The following is a 25,124-nucleotide window of genomic DNA, read 5'->3' as shown; positions in this document are numbered from 1 at the left end:
TATGACAAAATCAAAATTTGTAATTGATAAATTAACAAAGCTATTTGAACAAGGGCTAATTTCTTATAAAGATTTAAGTTCTGAAATAATAAATGTTTTAAGATCTAAAAGAGAAGAGATCATTTTTAAAATGAAATTAACTAGCAAAGAAGAAATGGATATATTAATTAAAAGAGTTGAAAATTTAGAAAAAAAAATCAGCAAATTTGAAAAAAAAAGTCCAAATAAAAAATCTACAAAGGTAAAAAAATCTTAACTCTAAGGCCGTTTAAAGGAGATTTATCTAATAAAATATTTCCTCCATGGGATTTGATTATGTCAGATGTAATTGACAATCCAAGACCAACACTAGATTTAGAATCCCCTCTACTTTTATCTACTTTATAAAATGGTTTGAAAACATTCTCGAACTCTTCTTTAGGAATACCGACTCCATCATCATCAATAGTAATTATTATGTTGCTGTCTTTTTTTGATAAATGAAAATTTATATTTTCAGCATATTTAATTGAATTATCAATTAAATTATTTAAAGATCTTTGTATTAAATTCTTTCTTCCATTCATGTAAACTCTTGGAATTATTTTTTTGGTTATTTTATCATTATTATAATTTTTTATTGTAGTTTCGATTAATTCTGAAATATCAAAGGTTTCATCTTTTTCTAAATATGATGAACTTGTAAACTGCAGATATTCATTAAGCATTTTTTCCATTTCATCTATATCTAAAGACATTTTTTTTGATAAATCTTTATCTTTCATAAAAGATAGCTGAAGTTTTAGTCTTGTTAAGGGTGTTCTTAAATCATGGCTTATGCCAGATAACATTTCAGATCTTTGATTGAGGTGTCTCATTATTCTTTTTCTCATTTTATCAAATTCCAAACCTGCTTGTCTGATCTCTAAGGCACCTGATGGCCTGTACTCATCAATGTTTTCTCCTTTACCAAATCTTTCTGCAGCTTTAGCCAGGTTTATAATTGGTCTAGTTTGATTTTTTAGAAATAGTATAGCTATGGTTATCATTAGTAGAGCTGGTATAGTGATCCATAACGCAAATATTCTAGCAGATGAGCTTGCAACCCTGTCTTTTGGAATAAAAAATTCAAAGTAACCCTCGTTATGTTTAATATTTATATGAATAAGCTCTTTATAACTTGTTGTATCGAACCAGAAATTTTGAGTGCCCATATTAGATTTCAGTTCTCTTCTAAGTGTTCTATCTATTGGACTAAACCATCTTTCTTTTTGAGCTTTTTCAAATAAATCATCTTTTTTAAACTGAACATTAAGATCTAAATAAATTGAGAATAAGCCTGAAAGGTCGTTATTATTATATTTTCCATTATCGTAAGCTGTTATGAATGTTTTCATCTCACCGATTAATGCTCTTGTCATACCTTTATTTGTTTTAATCCAAAGACTATCAAAAAAAACAATCGATATGACTACTTGAAGAACAATTATTGGAACTGCTACGATTAATAAAGCTCTATAAAATAATCTTTTTGGTAGTAAATTTTTTACAAAATTATTCAATCCATAAAACATAGCCAGCACCTCTTAAAGTTTGTAAGTATTTTGGATTTTTTGGGTCCATTTCAATTTTTTTTCTAAGTCTTGTAATTATCACATCTATTGACCTTTCTTTATCAAGATCAGTTAGTTTGCCAATATCCTCTCTTGAAAAGGTTTTGCCAGGATTGTTAATCATTTTTTCTAATATAATTTTTTCAGTACTATTTATTTTATATTCAATATCATTTTTTATGATTAAAAGTTTGTTAAGATCAATTTTAATATTATCAAAGGTTATAATTCTTTTTTCATCATTTCTTTTTGTTTTATTTAAAATATTTTTTATTCTTAAAATAAGTTCTTTTGGCTCAAAAGGTTTTGGTAAATAATCATCAGCACCTATCTCTAAACCTTCAACCCTATTTTCAGCTTCTCCTTTAGCCGTTAATAAAATTATAGGGGTATCAATTTTAGATTTATTTTGTTTGATAAAATCCAACCCACTTTTGCCTGTCATCATTATATCCAAAACGATTAAATCAAATTTAATTATTGAAATTTTTTCTTCTGCATTTTCTGCACTATTTGATGTAGTAACCAGAAAATTATTTTCATTTAAATATTGTTTAATTAGGGATCTAATTCCCTCATCATCATCTACAACTAAAATATGGGCTACAAAATCATTCATTAATTATTTTCTTTAAAACATTGTCAAAGTTTAAGACTTGATCTGAACTTGAATTTAAAAGAGCATTATAAATTCTTTTTTTTTGTATCGAAAATATTTCGTCAAAAATTTTTTCTCCTTTTTCATTTAAAAAAATGTGTTTTACTCTTGTGTCTTGTTGGTCTTTTTCAAAAAAAACCACATCAAGTTTAATTAAATCTTTTAAAACTCTATTTAAACTCTGCTTGGTAACCTTTAACTTCTTTAATAGATCAGAAATTGTAATCCCTTTATACATTGATAAAAGATGTAAAACTTTGTGGTGAGCTATACCTATAGAGTATTTATCTAATGTTTTCTTGGCATCTGAAAAAGACTCACGGTAACTTGTAAATAACTTTTCAATCAGCTGCTTTAACTGAGTATCCTTTAAATATAAAAGTTCTTTCATTATGGGTAAGTTATATTGACATATTATAGATACAAAGATAATTTTAGATAAAATTTAAATTATTTCATTCATGATACCATACGATAAAAGATCAGGTAAAATTTGGTTTAATGGCGAGCTCGTTGATTGGGCTGATGCTAAAATTCATGTTTTAAATCATGGCCTTCACTATGCTAGTTGTGTTTTTGAAGGTGAAAGAGTCTATGATAATTCAATTTTCAAATTAGAAGAACACACATCTAGACTTTTTTATTCTGCAAAAAGAATGGGTATTAAAATTCCTTATACTGAAGAAGAAATAAATTTAGCATCAAAAAAAATAATTTCAGTTCAGGGTGTCAAAGATGGATATGTTAGACCAACAATATGGAGAGGTAGCGAGATGATGGCTATATCTGCTCAACAAACAAAAATTCATGTTGCCATAGCAACTTGGGAGTGGGGTTCATATTTTGATCCAAAACTAAAAATAGAAGGTATTAAATTGAATATATCAAATTGGAGAAGACCTGCGCCTAATACGATACCTTGGGATACAAAAGCTTCTGGATTATATATGATTTGTACTTTATCAAAACATGAAGCTGAACAACAAGGCTATACAGATTCTCTAATGCTTGATCATGAAGGAAATGTTGCGGAAGCAACAGGTGCTAACATTTTTTTTAAAGATAAAAATGGAGAAATTCACACACCCATTCCAGATTCTTTTTTAGACGGCATTACAAGAAGAACGGTAATTGAAATTGCAAAATCTAAAGGAATAAAAGTCAATGAACGAAAAATTGCACCAGCTGAATTATCAAATTTTGTAGGCTGTTTTTTAACAGGTACAGCAGCAGAAGTTACGCCAGTTTCATGTATTGCTGAAAATAAATTTAAAGTTTGCGAAACTATAATTGACTTAAATGAAAGTTACCAAGCATTAGTTAGAAAAAGAAAAGCAGCTTAGTTTTTGTTATCTTCAGATATTGCATGGTCAATGCCTTTTCTTAAATATTCATAACCAGTATACAAAGTTAAAAATGCAGAAAGCCAAAGCAGGATTATGCCAATAGTTTGAGCATTATAATCTTGAAAATTTAAAATTTTATTACCAGTTTCACCAGTTAGTAAAAGAGCTATAGCAACCATTTGTAAAAAAGTTTTTAATTTTGCTAAGTTAGTTACTGGTAATTTAATTTGTCCTCTAGCTAAAAACTCTCTTAAGCCTGAAATTAGTATTTCTCGTGTAAGTATTATAATTGCTGCAATAACCTCGTAATGTTTAATTGTTCCACTCATAACAAGCAATATAAGTGCAGTAGCAACAATAATTTTATCTGCTATAGGATCAAGTAATTCACCCAACTTAGACTCTTCACCCATCATTCTCGCCAACATTCCATCTAAAAAATCAGTAAATGAAGCAATTACAAACAATACGCATGCAGTTAAATCACCATAAAAACCAGGTAAATAAAATGCTAGAACAAAAAAAGGTACAATTATTATCCTACCTATTGTTAAAATATTTGGAATTTTTTTAAGCATAATTATTCGTGAAAAAAGTTATATATCTTTTTTGCAACTTTTTCCTCAACACCTTCAACTGATTTAATTTCATCAAAACTTGCAGATTCTACTGCTCTAGCAGAGCCAAAATGGTTCAATAGTGCTCTTTTTCTAATTGAACCAATACCATCAATTTGATCCAGCAAGGATTTTGTAATTCCTTTTGCTCTTTTTGCTCTATGAGAGGTGATGGCAAATCTATGTGCTTCATCACGTAGTCTCTGCATAAAAAATAGAGTGGGGTCATTCTTATCAAATTTAAATGATTTTCCTTTGTAAAAAAAAGTTTCATCTCCACTATTTCTTAGTTTACCTTTAGCAATGGCTATCATAGGAAGATCATGTAAACCAAATTCATCTAACACTTCTTTGGCAGATGAATATTGACCTTTACCACCATCAATTAAAATTAAATCAGGAAGAGTTAAATAATTTCCTTTTTCTAACATTGCTCTTTTAAATCTTCTCGTAAGAACTTCTTTTAACATTGCAAAATCGTCTTGTTCATTACCTTTTGTCTTAATATCAAATTTTCTATATCTTTTTTTAACAAATCCTTCATTTCCAAAAGTAATCATAGCACCCACGCTATTTGTTCCTGAGATGTGACTATTATCATAAACCTCAACTAAGTTTAGGCCATTTTTAAGATCAAATTTTTTAGCAACACCCTCAAATAAATTTTTATTATTATTTGTTTCATAAATTTTTCTATTAAGTGACTCTTTGGCATTTTTTTCTGCCATAGCTATCACTTTAGCTTTAGTGCCTTTTTTTGCTACATTAATAGAAATCGCACTATTTTCTTTTTTGCTTAAAGTTTCTTCAATTAATTTTTTGTCTTCTATTTCTGTATTAATGATTATTAATTTTGGAACATTTTTATTTTCATAAAACTGCATCAAGAACGAAGACATTATTTCAGATAAGCTTTGATCAGGATCATGTTTTGGAAAATAAGCTTGGTTGCCCCAATTTTGTTTAGACCTATAAAAAAATACTTGAATACACGTTTTACCAGATTCTTTGTATGCAGCAATTACATCTGCATCAATTAAATTTGCTTCATTAATTCTTTGTGAAGATTGAATTATATTTAAAGATTTAATTCTATCTCTAAAAATAGAAGCTCTTTCAAAATCTAGCTTTTCACTAGCTTCCTCCATTTGTTTAGATAGGTTTTTTTGTATATCCCTTGATTTTCCCGATACAAACTGAATTGCTTGATCTACTGATTTTTTATAATCTTCTTTATCAATATAATCGACACAAGGACCAGAGCACCTTTTTATCTGATAAAGAATGCAGGGTCTTTTTCTATTCTTGAAGGTACTATCATCACAAACTCGAATTTGAAATATTTTTTGAAGCATCTTAATAGTCCAATTAGCAGTTCCTGCTGAAGCAAACGGTCCAAAGTAAAATCCTTCTTTATCCTTTTTCCCTCTGTGTTTTGTAACTTGCGCCCATTGGTCTTTATTACTGATGAAAACAAAGGGAAATGACTTGTCATCTTTGAGTAATATATTGAATTTAGGTTTATGTTTTTTTATTAAATTAGCCTCTAAAAGTAGAGCTTCACTTTCATTGGCAGTAGTTGTTATCTCTAGCTTAAAAGTTTGAGAGAGCATTCTTGCTGTTCTAATAATGTGGTTTTTTTCAGCAACATAGCTCTTCAATCTATTGGGAAGGTTTTTTGCTTTACCTACGTACAAAATCACATCTTTATGATCAAGCATTCGATAAACTCCAGGGCTTTTAGGAATTAATGGGAGCTCTTTTCTAATTACGTCTTTGCCTAATTCAGAACTTTTCATGACTTCTTTTTTTGGTAATTTGGATACCAACAGAGGCACATTCTTTAATAATTTCTAATTTTTCAATTTGAAGCATAATTTTTCCAATTCGTTTATCTTTAAATAATACATCAAAAACATCTTCAGCAAGTGTTTCTAAAAAATTATAATGTTTCTTTTTTGCGAGTTTTGTAATTAATTTTACAACCTGACCATAATTAACAATTGATTTAATATCCTTATCATTTGTTGGTTTTCTATCTTCATAATCAATCTCTAAACTGAATTTTACTTTTTGAGTTTTTTCTTTTTCAAATTCATAATAACCAAGCTTTAAATCTAGAATTAACTCTTTAATAAGAATTTTTTTTTCGTAATTAAATAAACTTTTATTTTTATCTATTTTAATAATATTTAAATTAGTTTTTTTCATTCTTTTCCGATTACATCTGGTGTTTGCCAGTTTAAACTTTGTCCGCTATCTATTGCTATTACTTGACCTGTAATTGAACTGTTTTTGATAAAAAAGTCAACAGCAGAACATATATCCTGTACATTTACCTGCTGTTTTAAAGGAGTTGCCAAGTACTGCTTTTTAAAATGCATGTCAGTTTGTCTTTTATTTTTAATAGTAGGACCAGGAGCTATTCCATTAACTCTTATATTTGGAGCTAATTCCATGGCACTAGTTTTTGTTAGAGTATAAAGTCCTGTTTTACTTAAAGTATAAGAAAAGAAAAAGGGAGTTAACTTAAAAACTCTTTGATCAATTATATTTATAATATTGTTATTTTTACCCTTAACATTTTTTGAAAATTCTTTTGTAAGATACGCAGGTGCTTTTAAATTTACATCAATATGCTGATTCCAGCTTTTAGAAGAAAAATTTTTAAGACTGTCATTTTCAAATAATGAAGCATTATTGATTAAACAATCAAAATATTTTAATTTTAACTTTGAAAATCTTATAATTTTTTTTAAATCTTGTTCTTTTGCAAGATCACCTTTTACTAAATAAACTTTTGTTTTATTTTTTGACAATTCTTTTTGTAATTTTTCAGCTGCAGCTTTAGAGCTATTGTAATGTATAACCATTTCAACTCTTGGACCTGAGAGTTTTTTTGCAATAGCAGCACCTATTCTTGTTGCAGCCCCTGTAATAATTATTTTGTTTGCTTCCATTTTTTCTTACCTTTTTGTGCTCTTGTACCAGGTAAGCCCATCTTTGATCTACCCTTTGGATACACTCTATTTTCTTGATTATAGTGTTTTACTTTTGGATTTAATACAATTTCTAACTCTGATGCTTCAAGGTTTCTTATTTCATCTCTAATTTTTGCAGCTTCTTCAAATTCAAGGTTGGTTGCAGCATCTTTCATTCTTTTATTTAATTGTTTTAAATGTTTCTTTAAATTGCCACCAATATTGTCACCTGTTCCAACTTTTAGGTAGTCTTTTTCATAAACACTTTCTAAAACATCGCTAATTTCTTTTTTAATTGAGGTTGCATCAATGTTATGTTTTTTGTTATAGGCTACCTGAATTGTTCTTCTTCTATCAGTTTCTTGAATTGCTTTTTTTATACTTTTAGTTTCTTTGTCAGCATAAAGAATGACTCTACCATCTAAATTTCTTGCTGCTCTTCCTATGGTTTGGATTAGTGATGTTTCAGATCTTAGAAATCCCTCTTTATCAGCGTCTAGAATTGCAACTAATGCACACTCAGGTATATCAAGCCCCTCTCTTAAAAGATTTATACCAACCAAGACGTCGAAAACTCCTAGTCTTAGATCTCTCATAATTTCTATTCTCTCAAGTGTATCAATGTCAGAATGCAAATATCTAACTCTAATACCATTTTCGTGAAAATATTCAGTTAAGTCTTCAGCCATTTTTTTAGTTAAAGTTGTAATCAATACTCTAAAATTTTTATCGATTGTTTTCTTACACTCATGCATTACGTCATCGACTTGGTTTTTAGCTGGTTTGATTTCAACTGGTGGATCAATTAAGCCAGTAGGCCTTATTATTTGTTCAACGAACTTACCTTTAGTCTGTTCTAACTCCCATGGACCAGGTGTTGCTGATACAAAAACTGTCTGCGTTCTCATTGCGTCCCACTCTTCAAATTTAAGTGGCCTGTTATCCATACAAGAGGGTAGTCTAAAACCATATTCTGCAAGATTACTTTTCCTTGATCTGTCCCCTTTGTACATTCCATTTAATTGTGGAACAGTAACGTGACATTCATCTACAAATATAAGTGTGTTGTCTGGAAAATATTCAAATAGAGTAGGAGGTGGCTCTCCAGGTTTTCGTCCTGATAAAAATCTAGAATAGTTTTCAATACCAGCACAAGAACCAGTAGCCTCAATCATCTCTAAATCAAATTTTGTTCTCTCTTCTAATCGTTGAGCCTCAAGAAGTTTATTTTGTTCTTTAAATTTCTTAAGAGTAACCTCAAGCTCTCTTTTAATTTTTATTACTGCTTGTTCGATAGTAGGTTTTGGAGTGATGTAGTGACTATTCGCATAAACTTTTATAACATCTAAATCTTTTAATAGATCTCCTGTTAAAGGATCAAATTCTTCAATCTTTTCTAATTTGTCTCCAAATAAACTTAATCTCCATGCTCTATCTTCAAGGTGTGAGGGGAATATTTCAATGTATTCACCTCGTGCTCTAAAGGTACCTCTATAAAAACTTTGATCATTTCTTTTATATTGTAGGTGTACTAAGGTTTTTATTAACTGTTCTCTATTATAGTCATAATCCTTCTTTAAACTTAAAGTCATTTTACTGTAAGCTTCAACTGAACCCAGTCCATAAATACAAGAAACACTGGATACAATAATCACATCATCTCTCTCTAGTAGCGACCTTGTTGCTGAGTGACGCATTCGATCTATTTGTTCATTAATAGATGCTTCTTTTTCAATATAGGTATCAGATCTTGGAACGTATGCTTCTGGTGTGTAGTAATCATAGTAAGAGACAAAATATTCAACAGCATTTTCTGGGAAAAATGATTTCATCTCTCCATAAAGTTGAGCCGCTAATGTTTTATTGGGAGCAAGTATAAGAGCAGGTCGATTAGTTCGTTCAATAACTTGAGCCATTGTAAAAGTTTTACCCGAACCTGTTACACCAAGTAAAACTTGGCTTAACTCATCTTTATTTGCACCCTTAACTAATTGTTTAATTGCCTCAGGTTGATCACCTGCGGGTTTAAAATCTGTTACAAGTTTAAACTTTTGTCCACCTTCTAGTTTCTGGTGAATTTCTGGGTTTTTACTTTGGATTTCAGTAATTAAATCTTGATAAGTATTTTGCATTATCTATAAAACTATTAGAATAAAATTATATTTCAATGAGCATTATATCAAACAGTTTAAAAAAGATTAAACCATCGCCAACTATTGCTGTAACTCAAAAGGCAAGAGAGTTAAAAGCTGCTGGAAAAGATGTAATAGGACTTGGGGCAGGTGAGCCTGATTTTGATACTCCAGATAATATCAAACAAGCGGCTATAAAAGCCATTAATGATGGTGATACTAAATATACGGCCGTTGATGGAACTGCTGCTTTAAAAGATGCCATTGTTAAAAAATTTAAAAGAGAAAATAATTTAGACTACACAACTGATCAAGTCACCGTTGGTGCTGGTGGAAAACATGTAATTTATAATGCCATGATGGCAACTCTAAATGAAGGGGATGAAGTTATTGTTCCTGCACCTTATTGGGTTTCTTATCCTGACATGGTTTTATTAGCGGGTGGAACTCCAATTATTTTAGAGTGTAATGAAAAACAAGGGTTTAAAATTAATCCAACTGAATTAGAAAAATCTATAACACCAAAAACAAAGTGGATCATATTAAATTCACCATCAAACCCAACGGGTGCTTGTTATACTGAAGGTGATATTAAAGGAATTGCAGATGTTTTAGCAAAACATCCTCATGTTCATATTTTAAGTGATGATATTTATGAGCACGTAACATATGAAGGATTTAAATTTTTCACCATTGCCCAAATTGATAGCTTGAAAGAAAGAGTTCTAACAATGAATGGTGTAAGTAAAGCTTACTCAATGACTGGCTGGAGAATAGGGTATGCGGCTGGTCCTAAAGAAATTATTAAAGCAATTGCTAAAATACAATCGCAATCAACAACAAATCCATCTTCAATTAGTCAAGCTGCAGCTGTTGAAGCATTAAATGGAACTCAAGATTTTATAAAAGAAAGAGCAATATCTTTTCAAGAAAGAAGAAATTTTGTTGTTAAAGCACTAAATGAAATTGATGGAATTGAATGTTTAAATCCAGATGGAGCATTTTATGTTTTTCCAAGTTGCAAAGGATTAATGGGGAAAAAAGATACAAGTGGCAAAGAACTTAAGACAGATACTGATTTTGTTCAGTCTTTATTAGAGAATAGTGGTGTAGCAGTTGTTCAAGGTTCTGCATTTGGTTTAGAAGGTTTTTTTAGAATATCTTATGCAACCTCTATGGAAAATCTTAAAAACGCTTTAGAAAAAATATCTACTTTTTGTAAAAGCTTAAACTAATGTTAAACGTATATTTAGCAGGTGAAATTCATAGTAATTGGCGAGAAGAAATTACTCAACTTTGTGAAAAAGAGAAATTAGATATTAAATTTACATTTCCCGTCACCGATCATGAGGCATCTGATAATTGTGGTGTTGAAATCTTAGGAGCTGAAGAAAAAAATTTTTGGAAAGATAGAAAAGGCGCTAATATTAACTCCATTCGAACCAAAAAATCTATTCAAGATTGTGATGTAATTATTGTTAAGTTTGGTGAAAAATTTAAGCAATGGAATGCAGCTTTTGATGCAGGTTATGCTACTGCACTTAATAAATCTATGATTGTTATTCATAACGACGATCATCAACATGCTCTTAAAGAAGTGGATGGTTCAGCTGCTGCTGTTGCATCAGATCAAAAACAAGCCTTTATATATATTGGAAGGGTCTTTAGACTAACCCAAGTCTAATTACTGAGTTCCCAGCATCTACAATACTTTCTTTTGCAGGTTTAAATTTCATACCCAATAAATCTTCAGAATATGAAGTGTCTGTCTGCATTAAAATTCCAAGATCAGGCAACATAATCTTTACAGAAGAATCTAAGTAACTGATCAATTTAACCACGAAATTTGGCATTTCTTTTTTTGGAAGTTTTTTTGCATACTTTGGAAATGCTTCAGCCATAATTTTAGAAACTTCGAGCATTTTTTTTACTTCTGAACCAATAATCAATCGTCTTCCATTAACCTTGGGATTTTTTATAGATAAAACATGAGCTCTTGCTACATCTTTTACATCAGAAATTAATATTCCAAAATTTGGCGCCATAGGATATTTTCCTTTAAGGAAAAGTTCAACATAGCTAGTTGAAGTGTTTGTTTTTTTATCTAAAGCATCACCAAAAACTCCTCCTGGATTAATTACAGTTAATTTATCTTTTAATCCTTTGCTTTCCATTAATTCCCATGCAGCTTGTTCAGCTTTTGCCTTTGATATAGTGTAGTCATTCGACCCACTCCAATCAGTATCTGTCCAATCACTTTCCCCAAAAGTATATGGGTTTGTTCTGTTAGGTTTTTTAAACATTGCTACTATTGACGAAGTAAGAATTATTTTTTCAACATTAGCTTCTATACCAGCATTTAAAACTCTTAACGCCCCACCTTTAGCAGCTGGAACTAAAGCTTCTCTATTTCTTGAACTTTTCATAGGGTAGGGAGAAGCAGTATGTATAATATATTTACAATCTTTAGCAGCCTCAACCCAACCATCATCTTTTAATAGGTCCAATTCAACAAATGATAATTTATCTGTTGAAATATATTCACTTAGAGTTTTCTTTGTTTCATCTAATGAATTTTGACTTCTAACAGTTCCTAAAACTTCATATCCAGAATTTAATAATTCAATTGCTATATGTTTTGCTATCCAGCCACTTATTCCAGTTAGTAGTACTTTGTCAGTCATTTTGTTTCCCTTTAGTTTGTATTAAGTTTTAATGGTTCTTATCAGTGAGATAAAAATTTTTCAGCTTCAAGCGCAGCCATACAACCCATTCCAGCAGCTGTAACTGCTTGTCTAAACGTTTTGTCTTTAACATCACCCGCAGCATAAACTCCAGGGATATTCGTCTCTGTTGAATCTGGTTTGGTCAATAAATAACCTTCTTTATCCATTTCTAACTGTTCTTTAAATAAAGCTGTTGCTGGGTCGTGACCAATTGCAATAAATAAGCCATCTATTTTCATTTCTTCAATTTTATTAGTTTTTAAATTTTTAATCTTAATAGCTTTAACATTTTTAGGTTCGCTATCCCCAATAACCTCTTCAACAGCACTATCCCAAATTATTTCAATTTTTTTATTTTCCATTAATTTTTTCTGAAGTAATTTTTCTGCTCTTAAAGTATCTCTTCTATGAATTAATTTTACTTTTGATGCAAATTTTGTAAGAAACATTGCCTCTTCAACTGCAGCGTTTCCACCACCAACAACTGCTACAACTTTTTCTTTAAAGAAAAAACCATCACATGTTGCGCATGCTGAAACTCCAAAGCCTCTATAAGCTTGTTCTGATTCTAAGTTTAACCATCTTGCTTGAGCACCAGTTGAAATAATTATGCTGTCAGCTGTATATTTTTGTCCACTATCTCCAATAGCTTCAAAGGGTGTAGATTTTAAATTAACTGAAGAAATATGATCTTCAATTAGATCTGTTCCAACTGCTTTTGCTTGATCTCTCATTTGATCCATTAACCATGGACCCTGAATTACATCTGAAAACCCAGGATAATTTTCTACATCGGTTGTTGTCGTTAATTGCCCACCAGGCTGAACTCCATAAACTAGAATAGGATTTAGCATTGCTCGGGCAGCATATACAGCGGCTGTATAGCCAGCTGGACCTGACCCTATTATTAACACTTTTGTGTGTTTAATTGGATTTTCACTCATGCAGAAGTTATATAAGGATAAATGACAAAATTAAAAGGGATATTATTGACTGAGAGTATGCACGGCATGATCAGCCAAGTAGAAGGTTTAGCAAAGGCCCTAGATTTAGATTTTATACACGAGAAGATTGAACTTAATAATTTTTGGAAATTATTTCCCCCAAAGCTAACACCAGTTTCAAGTAATGTTTATAAAAAAGTAGAATCTTCTGATTTTGATGTAATCATTTCATGTGGAAGAAAAAGTGTAATTCCATCTATTCATTTAAAAAAGAATTCTAATAAAAGAGTTATTAATATTCATATTCAAAATCCAAAAGTTAATTTTAAAAATTTTGATTTCATTGTGGCACCAGAACATGATGGAATTGAAGGCCAAAATGTTATCAGTACAAAAGGTGCAATTCATTACCTTACTGAAAGTGAAATAAATGAAAATAAAGATTATTTAAATTCATTTATAAAAAAAGATGAAAGAAAAATTTGGGCTTTAATAATGGGTGGTCCTACAAAGTATTATGAATATTCAAGAGAAAATATTAAAGCTATTTTTGAAAATTTAAACAACTTAAATAAACAGAACAACTTTCAACTAGTTGTGATCCCTTCAATGAGAACACCAAAAAATATAATTCAATATGTAAAAGATTATTTTGGTGAAAATCATACAGTTATTGAAACTATTGATAAGAAAGCTTATCTATCAGCTTTAGCAATTTCAGAAAAAATTGTAGTAACATGTGACTCTAGCTCCATGATATCAGAAGCTGCTTTAACTGGAAAACCAATCTACGTAGCTAATATTTCACCTAAAAAAAATGACAAAAGATTTCAAAGATTTAGAAATTTATTTAAAGAATTAAATATTACTAGAAATTTAGGTGAAGAAGTAGAGAATTGGAACTATCAAAAATTGGATGAAACGAATAGAGTAGCAAATATTATTAAACAAAAAATTAATTCTTAATGTCATTCTTAAATTCAATTCAAAATCAGGCAAAAAAACATGAATTTCCTTTTGATCACTGGGAATATAATAATGCACTATCTGACGGGGCCATTGAGGAAATTATTAAAGCTGATATTCCAGATGTCAGTAAGCACAATCTTAATTATGATGGCACCAGAGCAATTGATGGTGGTGCTGCAGAGTTTAGAGAGGGAATAGCTTCGGGCGGTGAGGCAATTAAATTTAGATGTTTTGTAACAAAAGAAAATGAAAAAAAATTTCCAAACTTAGTAAAATTTATTAAAGAACTTCAATCCAAGGAAGTTCATGGAACTATTTCAAAAATGATCGATAGAGATTTATCGAACTCATATGTTAGAGTTGAAGTTATTTGTGATAGGGAGGGTTTTTGGTTAAAGCCCCACTGCGATATCAAAGAAAAACTGATGTCTGGATTAATTTTTATAAATAATGCTAACGAGTCTGAAGATCTTGGAACAGATTTTTATAATGAAAAATTAGAAAAAGTTAAAACAGTTCCTTACAAAAATAACTATGGCTACATGTTTACTAGTGGGCCCAACACTTGGCATGGTATGGAAAAGAAAAAAATAGTTAAGGAAAGACGATGCATTCAGGTTAACTATGTTACTTTTGAAACAGATTGGAAAGTTCTGTAATTAAATTAAAACTCTTTCATTATTAACAATAACATCTATTAGTCCCCATTCTGATTGCTTCATTACCTCCAAATAAAAGAAAAAACTTATTTTGAACACAGATGACCAAGTAAACATTGTTTTTGTTAATATTTGTATGTAAAAATTCATCATGTTTGAAAAATTAGAAGAATTAGCAAAAAATAATAAAAAAATTTCAGATTTTCATATTAGAACTGGTTGGCCATTAGCGTTTAGGCAAACTGGAGAAATACACAAAATTCAAGAAATTGTTGTTAAAGAACAAGATCTTCAAGATCTAATATCTACTAATTGTAACGAAACTGAAATGAAAAAGTTTAGTGAAACTCATGAGTTAGATTCATCAGTTACATTAAGTGGATTAAGATTTAGAGCTAATTTTTATAAAACTATTCAAGGACCAGCTGCTGTATTAAGAAGAGTAGAGAGCGTTATTCCTGAAATGGATCAATTTGATTTACCCCAAGTTCTTTATGATATTGTCGATATGCATAAAGGATTAGTTTTAGTAACTGGACCAACAGGGTCTGGTAAGTCTACAACACTTGCGGCAATTGTAAATGAGATTAATAAAACTAGAACTTCAAATATTATTACAGTTGAAGATCCAGTTGAATTTATTCATAAAGATTTAAAAAGTATTGTGTCTCATCGAGAAGTAGGAAAGCAAACCAAAACATTTTCTAGTGCATTAAAAGCTGCACTCAGAGAAGACCCAGATGTAATTCTAGTTGGGGAGATGAGAGATTTAGAAACAGTTTCACTTGCATTAACTGCTGCTGAAACAGGACACCTAGTTTTTGGAACACTTCACACTAGTGGTGCTCCTAATACCATCAATAGAATTATTGACGTTTTTCCACCTGAGCAACAAGCTCAAATAAGAGCACAGATATCTTCTTCTTTAAAGATGGTGGTTACTCAAAGACTTCTTAAAACAAAAGATGGTCAAGGCCGTTGTGCAGCGTTTGAAGTGATGAAGTGTACGCCTCCAATTCAAAACTTAATTAGAGAGGCTAAAATTCATCAAATACCTAGCATCATGCAAACTTCTGTGAGAGATGGTATGATTACTATGACTAAATCATTAGAAGAATTAGTTAAGGCAGGTAAGATAGATGCGAGTGCAGGACGAGAAGATTAAAGGATTTAACGTCCTTGAATTAATTGTTGTCGTTGTACTTATTGGCGTCATCTCAGCCATAGGTTATCCCAATTTTTCTGAATGGCGAAAAGATAGAGAGACTAGAAGCGCAGTACTTAGCATAAAATCTTTAATCGAAGGAATAAATTCACAAGTTCAAAGAGGTCAATATGCATTTGTTCAAGTACATATATTAGAAGAAGTGAATGGCGCAGAAAGAAATTTAATTGTTACATCAAAAGGAATGAAACCAGAAAAACTAGCAAGTTTGTTAAATGATGGAACTAGTGACTGGTGGGCAAAAATTGGTGATCGATGTAATATAACAGACGATGCATATTGGGATGATGATCCAGATCAAGGTGCTGATAATGTTGAAGTAAGACAAATTACTTATGATAATATGGCAACTTCTTGGGAAGGGGATGACGGAGCTATTTGTTTTAGTAAAAATGAGAAATGGTACAGTGGCGCAGGTAAATTACAATCATCCTTGCCTGAAGAGGGGGATGTAGCAAGATCTGTAGATAATACTTTATTTATTTGCAGAAGAACAAATGATCGATCAAGTTGCGATGTTGATAGCGATGGAACACCTGCTTCAGAGCATGATCATTTATATGTTATTGAATGGTCAAGATTTGGCAATGTGATACTTGAAAAATGGGATACAAGAAATTCTGATTGGGTTAAACAATAACAAGATGAAAAAACAAAAACATAATATTTCTGGACTTTCTTTAATAGAAGCACTTGTCTCAGTTGTGATTATTGGAATTGGATTTGTTTCAATTTTACAAATGACAAATTTTTCCGTTCAATCAATAGATAATTCAGGAGATAGAACTAAGGCAAATTTTTTAACTGAGATGATAGTAGAAGACGTCATTGGAAGTAAAAATTCTTTCTATGGAGTAAATTCTGATAATGAAAATATAATCTATAGTACTGATGGGACCGCATCACTAGATGGAGACACATTAAATACATTTTCAAAGCATCTAAGTGACAATAGTTGGAGTGCAGATCTGAGCTGTGGTGGAAGCAGTTCTAATACCACTACACCAGTTGAGAATAAACAAAACATCTATGAAACTCAACAAGTGGATGCTCCTCGAAATAAACAAGCTAAGTGGAATACTATATTTGAAGAAAATAGATTTTTAAAATGTAAAAGCACAACTGAAGAAAAAAAATTGCAAGTATTTGAAATATGTAAGTGGGATGCTTGTGATTATAAATTAGATTCTATAACAGATGAGCCTTTGTACATTGGTAGAGTGGAGATGAAATTAAATGAAGGTAAAAAAAGAAAATTTATATATTTTCAGTCAGACTATAAACTTAAACAATGAATAAAAAAAATTTAAAATCTATTGCTGGTCTTACATTAATTGAGATTTTAATTAGTGTGGTGGTGTCATCGATAATGATGGCTGCAATTTATACAACTTATTCAATTGTAAATTCAACTTATACTCAAGTGTTAGAAAAAGCTAAAGTAAGCAGATCTTCTAGAGATTTAATCGAGTTATTAATTCGTGATACACGAATGGCAGGATTTAAATATTATTTAGGTGATAATGATTTGGGTTTTCCAGTAGAAAGTTATTTAGAATTTGTTGGTGGTGCTACTACGGTAAAAGATAGCCATGATCCAATTGTGATAATTCCAAATGAACTTGGACATTCACTAAGTGATGCTATTGCTACTCCAACTCCAAAACATAACTTAGATGATACTTGCTGTGATAAAATTCATATTGTTTATGATGATTTTAATCAAAATGATGCTACTCAACCTTACAAAAGATATAAGCTAACTTATTTTGCAAATCCATTATCAGATGGTTCTAATGCTGATGGCCCTATAAATCCAAGATACGGCATATACAAATCCAAAATTAGTTGGCAACAAAATATTGGTCAAGAAACTGGAAGTTGGGTATCAGATTGTTCCGAGTGTTATCACAATGAATTAGTAAGAGATTATGTTGAAGATATGGAATTTATTGCATTAGATCAAAATGGAAAAGTTTTAAGTCCTTACCCAAGTACAAATTCTGAAGCTTCGAGGGGAAATTTATATAAAATTAGAGCAGTAGATATTAGGATCGCATTTATTTCTGAAAAGCCTTTCTTTAGATTTGAAAGTAGGACAGGAAATGAAAGACAATTAAGTGGATTTTCTAGAGCGATAAGATCTTTTTCAGATAGAAACTTAAGAGATAATGTAGTGGTGACCGTATACACAAGAAATATTGTTGGACAGGATATATTTTAATGAAAATAAATAATCAAAATGGATTTACACTAATTTTATCACTTGTGATGTTATTAGTAATGTCGTTGATGGGTGGAGCTTTAATTGTAATTTCTTCAGGGGATCATCAAAGCAATAATACTAGTGATCAATATCAACAAACTTTTTATGTTGCTGAACATGCCTTAATTGAAGCAGAGAAAAGAATAATTAATAGAATGATTGGACCTTGGACAGAAGTGAGTACGATTACCACACCACCAGTTGGATCTACACCTACAGAGATCACTGCTCACAATAATTATATTGAGCAACTTACAGCCACAGCAATTGATGGCTTTGCAAGAAACACAGATGGAAGAGATACTCCTAGAAATACTCTTACTCCTGTAGAAACTCCTTGTTTTAAAAGTTTTAGAAATTTAATCAGAAATGATAGTGGGGGAAATTTATCTTTAGTTACAGATCATTTTACTAATCAAAATTTTGGAAGTTTAATTGAGCCAATTTTAAATACCCCAAGTGATGTAGGATTAGAGGCAGATGATGCAGAAAAAGAAAAAGAATATTTAAAAAGGTATAGATATGAGTTTTTTTCAATTAATGTTGGTTCCTCTACCTTTAAAGGAGGGGGGGCTAGTCTTAAAAAAACCTCTACTAACGCTCAAAGACAAGGAACAGCTTATAGAATATATGGTTGTGGATATTTAATGCCTAAGGGCGCAGAATTAGGCGAATTTGAGGATCCTGAAATTTTAATTCCTTTAGAAACTTTAATTATTTTATCTAGTTAAACACAAAATGAACACCATAATCATTACTTTAATTACAATCTTAATTACAATCTTTTAAAATACGGGCTATTATTAATGATAATGAAAAATATCTTTATTGGATTTTTATCACTTTTTTTATATTTCAGTTCATTAAGCATGAGCGGGGCGTGTGAATTTTTAAAAGAACAAATTGGTACCCCAGTTTCAAGCATCATTGAAAAATATGATAATTTAGACGAGCCTCCGGGTGGTGGTGATCCAACTGCTACCTACGTTAAAGAATATGACAGTTTAAATTTATGTGAAAATTCTCAATTAGAAAATAGTGTTTTAAAAGTATTTATTAAAGAAGGAAAACTCATTGGAACTGAAATTGAAGGTGCTTTGGGTGAAGCAAAAAATAACAAAATTATAGACTTTGCAAAAACACATTTAGGGTACAAAAGTGAAGTAGATTTTGATGAAGAGTGGACAGGGGCTATATCTTTGTCATCTTTTGGTGATGACGTCATTTATGGTAGAGTTAGTGATTCAAGTGGAATTTATGAAATGTTAATTATTACAAAGCCAGAGTTTGATTCATTTTTGTTCGGACCTAATGTCATAAAGTTTTTTTAATTTATGAAAATATTATTTAAATTATTTAGTTTATTAATTCTAATTATTAATTTTAATCAAACATCTTATGCAAAACCATTGCCACCTGGATCAGGTGAAGGGGATGTACCAGCTAATATTTTAATTTTATTAGATAGCTCCGCTAGTATGAGACGTACATTAGGAGATGGTATTCCTGTTATAAGCTCTGCTGCAATCGATGGAAATGGAAATAGGGTTTTAACAAGTGCCGATAAATCGCTGGGAGGATTATATCTTTTTAATTCTGCCGGTGAGAGAATTAACTTTACTGGAACCAATCAATCAGGCGGATCTTATACAAGAGATACTTGGTGGGCAGGAAGTAATACTGATCAACGATGTGATTACCGTTTAAGGGATGGATCCAGAACAACTAATCATCTTATTTCTACAACTAGAAAATATCATGAAGCTCGCTATGTAACAGGAGTAACTGTTCCAGGAACTAATATCAGTAACGAAAATCTTTTATTTGCTGTTCAATTTGATGATGGGTCCTCTTCTGTTGCAGTTATTGCCCTTGATACACAATATAGATGTAGACTTGCACTAACGGTAAATAGTGTAAAACATATTCGCGGTATGGACATTAGTGCTAATGCAGCAGGACATATTATTGTAGGAGTTTTTGGTAGATCGGGTAGAAAAAATGCTTTTCAAATGACCTGTAATCTAAATCAAGCTGATTGCGAAGAAATTACAGGTAGAGGTAAAGGTCAAACGGATGTGTTTGGCAGAATATATGACGGAAACCGTTATAGATTAAATAGCGACTCTACAAGAATGTATATTTCTGATGATGGGAATCTTTATGAATATGCAACAAGAAATGTTGGAGGACAAAATGTAATTTCATATGCCTGGGGTGAAAAAAAGGAGTGTCGTGCTAGCCGTAACTCAACTATAAACCAAATTACACAATTTGAGTTATCTAGCAATGACGATGATATTTTTTTTGTAGGAGGTAGCGGAAGAGAACTTGTAAGAGTACAATGGACTGCTGGGTACAACATTTGTACACGTATTACCGGTCTAGGAACCGCTAGTTCACTTTCAAACGCTGGTCAAGCTGCTGGAAATTTAGCTGCTGATAGCGTTAGAGTTACAAATGCACTAACTGCTATAAGTAAATCTGGTGGGAGAATTTTATTTAGTCATAATAGTTATGTTGATGAATTAACAGAAGCTAATTTTACATCTGCAAATAGAAATACAGCTTGGCAAATTCAATATGGTGGGCCAAAAATAACAAGACTAGACGGAGCAAAAGCAGCAATTATTGCCGTTTTGACAGATAGTACTTTAACTAGTGGTGCTAATTTTGGTTTTGGTCACTGGAACGCTGGCGAAGGTAGTCAGGGAAAAACTGGTAGAAGAGGTGGCAAATATTGCCATGGTAGTGGTACTTCTTGCAATTATTATGGAGGTTGGTCCGGCAATCATCCTGCTGGTCAAAGCAGAATATGTACTGGTAATTCTTGTTTAAATGTTGGAATTGGTCCAGAGGGTGCTGGTAACGCTATTCCTGTTGTTGAGAGATTAGGAGTGGAGTGGGGCACAGACTCTGAAGCATTTTCTCAGATTGCTCATGATTATTTTTTTGGTCCAGTTTCTCCTCATGACCCAAACTCTGACTGTCAGTTAAATTATGTAATTGTTATTGGTGATGGTGAGATGTCTGGTACAGGAACTGCTTCAACTAGTTTTCAAGGGCGTACGGCAGGCAGACTTACGAGAATGAGAGAGGAATTAGGAATTAAAACTTTGATGGTTGCTTATGGAGATGGAATAAAAGCTAGTGGTATGAATAGATTTAATGAATTAGCTTTAGTTGGTTCATGTGATGCAGCAGGTGGTGAAGATTGTGAACAAACTATTGTAGCCACTACACCTCTGGAACTTCAGACTGAGCTTCAGCAGAAAATTAGACAAATTTTAGCTGAGCGATTAGCATTTACCGCACCATCCATTACAGCAACCATTCAACAAGGGGGTTCATTATACCAAGCGCAATTTGCTTATGAACAATTTGGAGAGTGGAAAGGAACCATATTGAGGAAAACTTTAAATGCAGATGGAACAGTTGAACATGATCCTAACGCACCAGGAAACTGGGATGCAGCAGCTCGAGTAAGAACGCAAGCAGCTGGCGGGCCTACAGATCCTGGTACAGCTGATAGCAGAAATATATGGACACCCATTGCAGATCAAAGTTTAGATTATTTAGGAAATTGGGATAACGTTAATGAGGCTACTGCACCAACTTTAGAACCTGAGATGGAAAGACTAGGATATGTTCTTAGAAATTATCATTCCTCAACATCAAAATGTGGTGGAGATGATACCACAGATGATGAGCGAGATGGAATTCTACGTTTTTTAGCTGGTCAAGATTTTTTTGATTATGATGGAGATTGTGACACTACAGAATTAAGAAGCCATGTTCTTGGAGATATATATCATTCTCAATTAATTGAAATTGGCGCACCAGATGGAAATACCCAATTTACTGATAATAACCAAGAAGCTTACTTTAGAACTATAAATAATTATCAAGCCTTTAAAGCTTCACAACAAAGTAGAAGAAATATTTTATATGCAGGTTCTAACAGTGGATTACTCCATGCTTTTTCTGCTGAAACAGGAAATGAAGAATGGGCATTCTTACCACCCTTTTTAATTGGAAAATTACCTACATTAATTAACTCCAGACTTGATGGAGCAATTGATGGATTTAAGGGAGGTAGTAATGCAGTGTTTGGAGTAGACGGCTCTCCAGTTGTCCATGATGTGTTTATGAAAGGCTTAACTCCAGAGGGTGATGTCGAAGGTTCCGCTAGTTGGCATACCATATTATTCCAACCGTTTGGAAGAGGTGGATCTGGTTTTTCAGTATTAGATGTAACCACTCCACTAGTAAGAGATGGTTTAGGACCAATGCATATGTTCAGTGTATATAATGATTATATTAATAATGTTGTATATATCATGGACAACGAAGGAGAAGTTAGAGAATTAGAGTATTTTTCAAGCTCTGCAGAAATATCTGCTTCAGATGAAGCCCTAAAAGCGCAATCAAATTTTAATGAAGCTGTTACTGCTGATGAAGCCATCGACTCGGAGACGACTACTAATCAAGATGCAATTGCTGTATGTCAGTCTGATGCAGATGTGACTGGAGAATTTAAAACTGCTGGAACTGCTTCTTGTTACATAGGAAGAACTTTCACTTTTAGTGATATATCTTTTAATACCCCAAATAATCAATCCATACCTGAAAACATGATAAATGTTTCAGAAATGGTTGATGGTGAATTTTTGCCAGTAGAATTTTCAGATGCAAGAATGATCGATGGCCAATTTGTAATTACTTTTGATGAAGATAAAATTTATAATCCAGGTGGAAGTGTAAATGAAACAAGAGAAACAACAAATATATTTGTTCAAACCTCATGCACATCATCTTCTGGAATTGATCCATTCTTTGACTATAGTAAATTAGGTGAAACTTGGTCAACACCAAGAATTGTAAGATTACCATCAGACATTGAAGCAGAGAGAGAAGACCCAGCAAATGATAAATATGTTGCAATTATGGGTGCAGGAATGGCTAATAATAATTTATGTGCGGGCTCTGCTTTGTTTATGGTTGAATTAGACAATATGGATGAGCCAGGAAAACTTTACGGTGGAGATCAAAACGGTGGACCAATTACAATTGTTGATACATCGCCATCAGGCGTGGCTCTTGGAAATGATATAATTGAAACACCTAACGGTAGCAATATTAATAATGCGGTTCCAACGTCCCCACTTGTGATCACTCCTGATACTGGATTTGGAATTCCTTGGCGTGGGGCAATGGTTTATATTAATGATAGAGAAGGAAAAATTACTAAAATAAATTTAACAGACTCTACAAAAAATGATGCTAAATTATTTGATCAAACAACCTTATTTAGATTAAACGCAAGTACTACCAATAAAAGATATACTTTTTTCTCAATGGATGCAGGTGTAGGAGTTACCACAAAAGATTTTTGGTTGTTTGGTGGTACTGGAGACTTTAATAAACTTGGAGATATAGATAGAAATATGGATAATATTTTATATGGGATTAGAGATTTTGATTATCCTTATTTTAAACATTTAAATGGAGTGACTATTCCTTCATTTGATGATCAAGCTTTTACATCCACAGCTCATCAAGGAGCTGATAATGCTAAATCGATTGATGATGCAACTGTTTGCTCAGATGTTACAGGAGATACTGATGCTAGTCTTTGCCCAGATTCTGCAGAAAGTGCCTGGGTAATCCATTTAGATACACAAGGTGATAATAATTCACACAGAAAAGCATCTGCCCCACCAACTTTATTTAAAGGACAAGTATATTTTCCAGTTTATGAACCGCCTCCAGGATCAAATCGATGTAATATTGGAAATGCATATATTTGTGTAGCAGATGATGAATGTGGAACTAATAATTCACATAAACTTGTTAAAGGCGCAGAAGCTAACGGAAGCAACTGTACATTCATTAGAGAAGGGGTTTTATCTGAATTAGTAATATTTGGTGACAAACTTTACGCAAACGTTGCAGGGCCTAGTGAAGACAGTGATACTTTATATTCTGTTATAGCTGTTCCTGGTGAGATCTTGTCAAATACAGGTGGTTGGAGAGATACAGGATATTAATTCAAGTTATAACACTCTCACAAGTGGATCTAAGAAGCTGAAAACAACCTAAAATAGGAATATATAACCCACACAAACATATCAAGCATAGTTATAAATATAATTGCCAAACCAACAATTGAATCTTGTTTTATTTTTTTTCTCCATTTGATTGGAAAAAAATTTAAAGAATATGCATAAACTAAAATGAATATATTTAATGATGCAATAATAATGTTGATAAATAAAAAAGTATTCATTTAGTTAATCAAACCTTTCAGCTTGTTCTTTAATTTGTCTTTTACTGTATCCTCTATTTGCTTGATATCCAAATTTTTAACAGCATCTAATAAATTATTACTCATTATTTTTTCTCGTACATCAACCACCATGTCTTTAAATACTTTTTTTAAAATATCTTTGTAGTTTTTACTATCCTTAGTATTACCAATATCTTTAAAATTCATATCATTAATTGTAAAGGTTTTTTCAAAATCAAAATCAGAAGATAATACGGCTAAATTAATATTTTTAGCATCTAGGTTTTTAATATTAAAGTATTTGCTTGATTGAGAGTCGGTATTTTTAAATTCAAGATCTTGTTGAAGATTTCTTAGATTGTCTGAAGTAATTCTGTCAGAAAATTTAAAATAATAATTTAAATTTATATTGTTTAATTGAACATCGTTAATCAATATATCATTAGAAAAAATTGAGAATGTATCTAAATTTACTTTAACAAAATCTACTTCTGCTAAATTACCATCAAACTTTTTGTTAAGTATCTTAATGTTATTTGCACGAGCTTCACCACTTAAATAATCAATACTTAATTTTTTAATTGATACTTCTCTATTTAATGAACTTGAAATATTATCTTCTAATATATTTTTAATTAATCTGTCTCCTATAAATTCAACCAATATATAAAAAGATAAAGTGAATATGGTTATTATGGAAAGAAATTTTTTCATACACAC

General features: G+C 31.5%; 26 protein-coding genes. 13 read left to right on the top strand and 13 right to left on the bottom strand.

Annotated features, from left to right (window positions below; all coding sequences use genetic code 11):
* Position 1: 1 nt before the first annotated feature.
* Positions 2 to 256, top strand: coding sequence for a hypothetical protein (locus tag AC5SML_RS05545; protein ID WP_494617006.1), 255 nt, complete (start codon positions 2 to 4; stop codon positions 254 to 256).
* On the opposite strand, the gene AC5SML_RS05540 is transcribed toward AC5SML_RS05545, so the two are convergent.
* Genes AC5SML_RS05540 through AC5SML_RS05530 form a run of 3 tightly spaced genes read right to left on the bottom strand, consistent with a single transcriptional unit; the run spans position 234 to position 2,641 of the window.
* Positions 234 to 1,553 carry an ATP-binding protein gene (locus tag AC5SML_RS05540; RefSeq protein WP_494574837.1) on the bottom strand — a complete coding sequence of 440 codons (1,320 nt, stop codon included), beginning with the start codon at positions 1,551 to 1,553 and terminating at the stop codon, positions 234 to 236. The genes AC5SML_RS05545 and AC5SML_RS05540 overlap by 23 nt on opposite strands.
* Positions 1,534 to 2,211 (bottom strand): response regulator, encoded by a 678-nt coding sequence (locus AC5SML_RS05535; RefSeq protein WP_006997820.1) that lies wholly within the window; start codon positions 2,209 to 2,211, stop codon positions 1,534 to 1,536. The genes AC5SML_RS05540 and AC5SML_RS05535 overlap by 20 nt, the downstream gene beginning before the upstream one ends.
* Positions 2,204 to 2,641: a MarR family winged helix-turn-helix transcriptional regulator gene (locus AC5SML_RS05530; protein WP_006997821.1), complete on the bottom strand. Its 438-nt coding sequence runs from the start codon at positions 2,639 to 2,641 to the stop codon at positions 2,204 to 2,206. The genes AC5SML_RS05535 and AC5SML_RS05530 overlap by 8 nt, the downstream gene beginning before the upstream one ends.
* Positions 2,642 to 2,711: 70 nt before the next feature.
* Between AC5SML_RS05530 and AC5SML_RS05525 the strand changes: the two genes are divergently transcribed.
* Positions 2,712 to 3,593 carry a branched-chain amino acid aminotransferase gene (locus AC5SML_RS05525; RefSeq protein WP_006997822.1) on the top strand — a complete coding sequence of 294 codons (882 nt, stop codon included), beginning with the start codon at positions 2,712 to 2,714 and terminating at the stop codon, positions 3,591 to 3,593.
* On the opposite strand, the gene pgsA is transcribed toward AC5SML_RS05525, so the two are convergent.
* The 5 genes from pgsA to uvrB are packed head-to-tail and all read right to left on the bottom strand — an operon-like array spanning position 3,590 to position 9,326.
* Positions 3,590 to 4,174, bottom strand: coding sequence for a CDP-diacylglycerol--glycerol-3-phosphate 3-phosphatidyltransferase (gene pgsA, locus AC5SML_RS05520; RefSeq protein WP_006997823.1), 585 nt, complete (start codon positions 4,172 to 4,174; stop codon positions 3,590 to 3,592). The two genes, AC5SML_RS05525 and pgsA, sit on opposite strands and share 4 nt — an antisense overlap.
* A gap of 2 nt (positions 4,175 to 4,176) precedes the next feature.
* Positions 4,177 to 6,012 carry an excinuclease ABC subunit UvrC gene (uvrC, locus tag AC5SML_RS05515; protein WP_006997824.1) on the bottom strand — a complete coding sequence of 612 codons (1,836 nt, stop codon included), beginning with the start codon at positions 6,010 to 6,012 and terminating at the stop codon, positions 4,177 to 4,179.
* Complete coding sequence (locus AC5SML_RS05510) at positions 5,999 to 6,424, bottom strand: dihydroneopterin aldolase (RefSeq protein WP_018413526.1); 426 nt, start codon at positions 6,422 to 6,424, stop codon at positions 5,999 to 6,001. Before AC5SML_RS05510 ends, uvrC begins: the two co-directional genes overlap by 14 nt.
* On the bottom strand, positions 6,421 to 7,173 hold the full coding sequence (locus AC5SML_RS05505) for an SDR family oxidoreductase (RefSeq protein WP_494617004.1): 753 nt from the start codon (positions 7,171 to 7,173) through the stop codon (positions 6,421 to 6,423). Before AC5SML_RS05505 ends, AC5SML_RS05510 begins: the two co-directional genes overlap by 4 nt.
* Positions 7,155 to 9,326 carry an excinuclease ABC subunit UvrB gene (gene uvrB, locus AC5SML_RS05500; protein WP_011281461.1) on the bottom strand — a complete coding sequence of 724 codons (2,172 nt, stop codon included), beginning with the start codon at positions 9,324 to 9,326 and terminating at the stop codon, positions 7,155 to 7,157. Before uvrB ends, AC5SML_RS05505 begins: the two co-directional genes overlap by 19 nt.
* Positions 9,327 to 9,361: 35 nt before the next feature.
* Between uvrB and AC5SML_RS05495 the strand changes: the two genes are divergently transcribed.
* Positions 9,362 to 10,561 (top strand): pyridoxal phosphate-dependent aminotransferase, encoded by a 1,200-nt coding sequence (locus tag AC5SML_RS05495; RefSeq protein WP_011281460.1) that lies wholly within the window; start codon positions 9,362 to 9,364, stop codon positions 10,559 to 10,561.
* The gene (locus AC5SML_RS05490) at positions 10,561 to 11,010 is read left to right on the top strand and encodes a YtoQ family protein (protein WP_494617001.1); all 450 of its coding nucleotides are present in this window, start codon (positions 10,561 to 10,563) and stop codon (positions 11,008 to 11,010) included. Before AC5SML_RS05495 ends, AC5SML_RS05490 begins: the two co-directional genes overlap by 1 nt.
* Here AC5SML_RS05490 and AC5SML_RS05485 read toward each other — a convergent pair.
* Positions 10,991 to 12,010, bottom strand: a complete 1,020-nt coding sequence (locus AC5SML_RS05485) for an NAD-dependent epimerase/dehydratase family protein (protein WP_011281458.1) — start codon at positions 12,008 to 12,010, stop codon at positions 10,991 to 10,993. The genes AC5SML_RS05490 and AC5SML_RS05485 overlap by 20 nt on opposite strands.
* 41 nt (positions 12,011 to 12,051) lie before the next feature.
* The gene (trxB, locus tag AC5SML_RS05480) at positions 12,052 to 12,996 is read right to left on the bottom strand and encodes a thioredoxin-disulfide reductase (protein ID WP_011281457.1); all 945 of its coding nucleotides are present in this window, start codon (positions 12,994 to 12,996) and stop codon (positions 12,052 to 12,054) included.
* Positions 12,997 to 13,017: 21 nt separating this feature from the next.
* On the opposite strand from trxB, the gene AC5SML_RS05475 reads away from it, so the two are divergent.
* The gene (locus tag AC5SML_RS05475) at positions 13,018 to 13,962 is read left to right on the top strand and encodes a mitochondrial fission ELM1 family protein (RefSeq protein WP_494616999.1); all 945 of its coding nucleotides are present in this window, start codon (positions 13,018 to 13,020) and stop codon (positions 13,960 to 13,962) included.
* Positions 13,962 to 14,624 carry a hypothetical protein gene (locus AC5SML_RS05470; RefSeq protein WP_006997832.1) on the top strand — a complete coding sequence of 221 codons (663 nt, stop codon included), beginning with the start codon at positions 13,962 to 13,964 and terminating at the stop codon, positions 14,622 to 14,624. The genes AC5SML_RS05475 and AC5SML_RS05470 overlap by 1 nt, the downstream gene beginning before the upstream one ends.
* Here the strand turns inward: AC5SML_RS05470 and AC5SML_RS05465 are convergent, their stop codons facing one another.
* Entirely contained in the window at positions 14,625 to 14,774 is a 150-nt protein-coding gene (locus tag AC5SML_RS05465; protein ID WP_494616998.1) for a hypothetical protein, read from the bottom strand.
* 1 nt (position 14,775) lies between these two features.
* Between AC5SML_RS05465 and AC5SML_RS05460 the strand changes: the two genes are divergently transcribed.
* The 7 genes from AC5SML_RS05460 to AC5SML_RS05430 all read left to right on the top strand — a co-directional run bounded on the left by AC5SML_RS05460 (position 14,776) and on the right by AC5SML_RS05430 (position 24,165).
* Positions 14,776 to 15,789 carry a type IV pilus twitching motility protein PilT gene (locus AC5SML_RS05460; protein WP_006997834.1) on the top strand — a complete coding sequence of 338 codons (1,014 nt, stop codon included), beginning with the start codon at positions 14,776 to 14,778 and terminating at the stop codon, positions 15,787 to 15,789.
* Entirely contained in the window at positions 15,764 to 16,489 is a 726-nt protein-coding gene (locus tag AC5SML_RS05455; RefSeq protein ID WP_018413520.1) for a prepilin-type N-terminal cleavage/methylation domain-containing protein, read from the top strand. The genes AC5SML_RS05460 and AC5SML_RS05455 overlap by 26 nt, the downstream gene beginning before the upstream one ends.
* A gap of 4 nt (positions 16,490 to 16,493) precedes the next feature.
* The gene (locus AC5SML_RS05450; RefSeq protein WP_011281455.1) at positions 16,494 to 17,144 is read left to right on the top strand and encodes a prepilin-type N-terminal cleavage/methylation domain-containing protein; all 651 of its coding nucleotides are present in this window, start codon (positions 16,494 to 16,496) and stop codon (positions 17,142 to 17,144) included.
* On the top strand, positions 17,141 to 18,073 hold the full coding sequence (locus AC5SML_RS05445) for a PilW family protein (protein ID WP_027307146.1): 933 nt from the start codon (positions 17,141 to 17,143) through the stop codon (positions 18,071 to 18,073). Before AC5SML_RS05450 ends, AC5SML_RS05445 begins: the two co-directional genes overlap by 4 nt.
* Entirely contained in the window at positions 18,073 to 18,846 is a 774-nt protein-coding gene (locus tag AC5SML_RS05440) for a pilus assembly PilX family protein (protein ID WP_494616997.1), read from the top strand. Before AC5SML_RS05445 ends, AC5SML_RS05440 begins: the two co-directional genes overlap by 1 nt.
* Positions 18,847 to 18,927: 81 nt before the next feature.
* Positions 18,928 to 19,446, top strand: a complete 519-nt coding sequence (locus tag AC5SML_RS05435; RefSeq protein WP_027307144.1) for a hypothetical protein — start codon at positions 18,928 to 18,930, stop codon at positions 19,444 to 19,446.
* Positions 19,447 to 19,449: 3 nt separating this feature from the next.
* A complete protein-coding gene (locus tag AC5SML_RS05430; RefSeq protein WP_041185765.1) occupies positions 19,450 to 24,165 on the top strand; it encodes a PilC/PilY family type IV pilus protein in 4,716 nt (1,571 codons plus the stop codon).
* Between the two features lie 29 nt (positions 24,166 to 24,194).
* Here AC5SML_RS05430 and AC5SML_RS05425 read toward each other — a convergent pair whose 3' ends face one another.
* On the bottom strand, positions 24,195 to 24,404 hold the full coding sequence (locus tag AC5SML_RS05425; protein ID WP_006997841.1) for a hypothetical protein: 210 nt from the start codon (positions 24,402 to 24,404) through the stop codon (positions 24,195 to 24,197).
* Positions 24,405 to 25,118: an AsmA family protein gene (locus tag AC5SML_RS05420; RefSeq protein WP_006997842.1), complete on the bottom strand. Its 714-nt coding sequence runs from the start codon at positions 25,116 to 25,118 to the stop codon at positions 24,405 to 24,407.
* Between the last annotated feature and the right edge of the window lie 6 nt (positions 25,119 to 25,124).

The sequence above is a fragment of the Candidatus Pelagibacter sp. PS_17 genome (assembly GCF_059417945.1).
Note: the sequence above shows the minus strand (reverse complement) of the source record. Positions and strands in the feature narration are given on the sequence as shown.

What these genes read in the sequence shown, in the direction of transcription:
- AC5SML_RS05460 (WP_006997834.1), top strand. Translation starts at nt 14,776, where the DNA reads ATGTTTGAAAAATTAGAAGAATTAGCAAAAAATAATAAAAAAATTTCA.
- AC5SML_RS05490 (WP_494617001.1), top strand. Translation starts at nt 10,561, where the DNA reads ATGTTAAACGTATATTTAGCAGGTGAAATTCATAGTAATTGGCGAGAA.
- uvrB (WP_011281461.1), bottom strand. Translation starts at nt 9,326, where the DNA reads ATGCAAAATACTTATCAAGATTTAATTACTGAAATCCAAAGTAAAAAC.
- AC5SML_RS05485 (WP_011281458.1), bottom strand. Translation starts at nt 12,010, where the DNA reads ATGACTGACAAAGTACTACTAACTGGAATAAGTGGCTGGATAGCAAAA.
- uvrC (WP_006997824.1), bottom strand. Translation starts at nt 6,012, where the DNA reads ATGAAAAGTTCTGAATTAGGCAAAGACGTAATTAGAAAAGAGCTCCCA.
- AC5SML_RS05445 (WP_027307146.1), top strand. Translation starts at nt 17,141, where the DNA reads ATGAATAAAAAAAATTTAAAATCTATTGCTGGTCTTACATTAATTGAG.
- AC5SML_RS05495 (WP_011281460.1), top strand. Translation starts at nt 9,362, where the DNA reads ATGAGCATTATATCAAACAGTTTAAAAAAGATTAAACCATCGCCAACT.
- AC5SML_RS05430 (WP_041185765.1), top strand. Translation starts at nt 19,450, where the DNA reads ATGAAAATATTATTTAAATTATTTAGTTTATTAATTCTAATTATTAAT.
- pgsA (WP_006997823.1), bottom strand. Translation starts at nt 4,174, where the DNA reads ATGCTTAAAAAAATTCCAAATATTTTAACAATAGGTAGGATAATAATT.
- AC5SML_RS05525 (WP_006997822.1), top strand. Translation starts at nt 2,712, where the DNA reads ATGATACCATACGATAAAAGATCAGGTAAAATTTGGTTTAATGGCGAG.
- AC5SML_RS05450 (WP_011281455.1), top strand. Translation starts at nt 16,494, where the DNA reads ATGAAAAAACAAAAACATAATATTTCTGGACTTTCTTTAATAGAAGCA.
- AC5SML_RS05535 (WP_006997820.1), bottom strand. Translation starts at nt 2,211, where the DNA reads ATGAATGATTTTGTAGCCCATATTTTAGTTGTAGATGATGATGAGGGA.
- AC5SML_RS05455 (WP_018413520.1), top strand. Translation starts at nt 15,764, where the DNA reads ATGCGAGTGCAGGACGAGAAGATTAAAGGATTTAACGTCCTTGAATTA.
- AC5SML_RS05470 (WP_006997832.1), top strand. Translation starts at nt 13,962, where the DNA reads ATGTCATTCTTAAATTCAATTCAAAATCAGGCAAAAAAACATGAATTT.
- AC5SML_RS05505 (WP_494617004.1), bottom strand. Translation starts at nt 7,173, where the DNA reads ATGGAAGCAAACAAAATAATTATTACAGGGGCTGCAACAAGAATAGGT.
- AC5SML_RS05510 (WP_018413526.1), bottom strand. Translation starts at nt 6,424, where the DNA reads ATGAAAAAAACTAATTTAAATATTATTAAAATAGATAAAAATAAAAGT.
- AC5SML_RS05545 (WP_494617006.1), top strand. Translation starts at nt 2, where the DNA reads ATGACAAAATCAAAATTTGTAATTGATAAATTAACAAAGCTATTTGAA.
- AC5SML_RS05540 (WP_494574837.1), bottom strand. Translation starts at nt 1,553, where the DNA reads ATGTTTTATGGATTGAATAATTTTGTAAAAAATTTACTACCAAAAAGA.
- AC5SML_RS05420 (WP_006997842.1), bottom strand. Translation starts at nt 25,118, where the DNA reads ATGAAAAAATTTCTTTCCATAATAACCATATTCACTTTATCTTTTTAT.
- trxB (WP_011281457.1), bottom strand. Translation starts at nt 12,996, where the DNA reads ATGAGTGAAAATCCAATTAAACACACAAAAGTGTTAATAATAGGGTCA.
- AC5SML_RS05435 (WP_027307144.1), top strand. Translation starts at nt 18,928, where the DNA reads ATGAAAAATATCTTTATTGGATTTTTATCACTTTTTTTATATTTCAGT.
- AC5SML_RS05425 (WP_006997841.1), bottom strand. Translation starts at nt 24,404, where the DNA reads ATGAATACTTTTTTATTTATCAACATTATTATTGCATCATTAAATATA.
- AC5SML_RS05465 (WP_494616998.1), bottom strand. Translation starts at nt 14,774, where the DNA reads ATGAATTTTTACATACAAATATTAACAAAAACAATGTTTACTTGGTCA.
- AC5SML_RS05440 (WP_494616997.1), top strand. Translation starts at nt 18,073, where the DNA reads ATGAAAATAAATAATCAAAATGGATTTACACTAATTTTATCACTTGTG.
- AC5SML_RS05475 (WP_494616999.1), top strand. Translation starts at nt 13,018, where the DNA reads ATGACAAAATTAAAAGGGATATTATTGACTGAGAGTATGCACGGCATG.
- AC5SML_RS05530 (WP_006997821.1), bottom strand. Translation starts at nt 2,641, where the DNA reads ATGAAAGAACTTTTATATTTAAAGGATACTCAGTTAAAGCAGCTGATT.